This window comes from Shewanella sp. 10N.286.51.B2 (assembly GCF_041469265.1).
In the GTDB taxonomy this organism is placed as follows: domain Bacteria; phylum Pseudomonadota; class Gammaproteobacteria; order Enterobacterales; family Shewanellaceae; genus Shewanella.
Genome location: NZ_JBFRKH010000008.1, coordinates 1 through 303, shown reverse-complemented (window position 1 = coordinate 303; position 303 = coordinate 1). Strand labels below are relative to the sequence as shown.

Here is a 303-nt window from a genome sequence, read left to right as displayed (position 1 = left end):
CGATTCTATCCAGTACACGTGTAACCCTCCCTTATATCGATCATATTTTAAGAGAGTTTTCTTTATTTAACCGCTCATATAGCTTGGGCGGTAGATCGTTCAGTGATTCATGGGGCCGATCATAATTATATTCTTCAAGCCAACTATCCGTGATTTCCCTTACTTCAGTCAAGCTGTTGAACAAATAACAGTCCAATACTTCATTTCGATAAGTTCGGTTAAATCGTTCAATAAACGCATTTTGAGTTGGCTTACCTGGCTTAATAAAGTCTAACTTAATACGGTGTTGTTCAGCCCATATCT

1 protein-coding gene is annotated in these 303 nt (G+C 38.0%); it reads right to left on the bottom strand.

What is annotated here, in order from left to right:
• Positions 1–40 precede the first annotated feature (40 nt).
• On the bottom strand, positions 41–303 hold a 263-nt coding region (locus AB4140_RS01755; RefSeq protein ID WP_371999545.1), incomplete at its 5' end, for a transposase.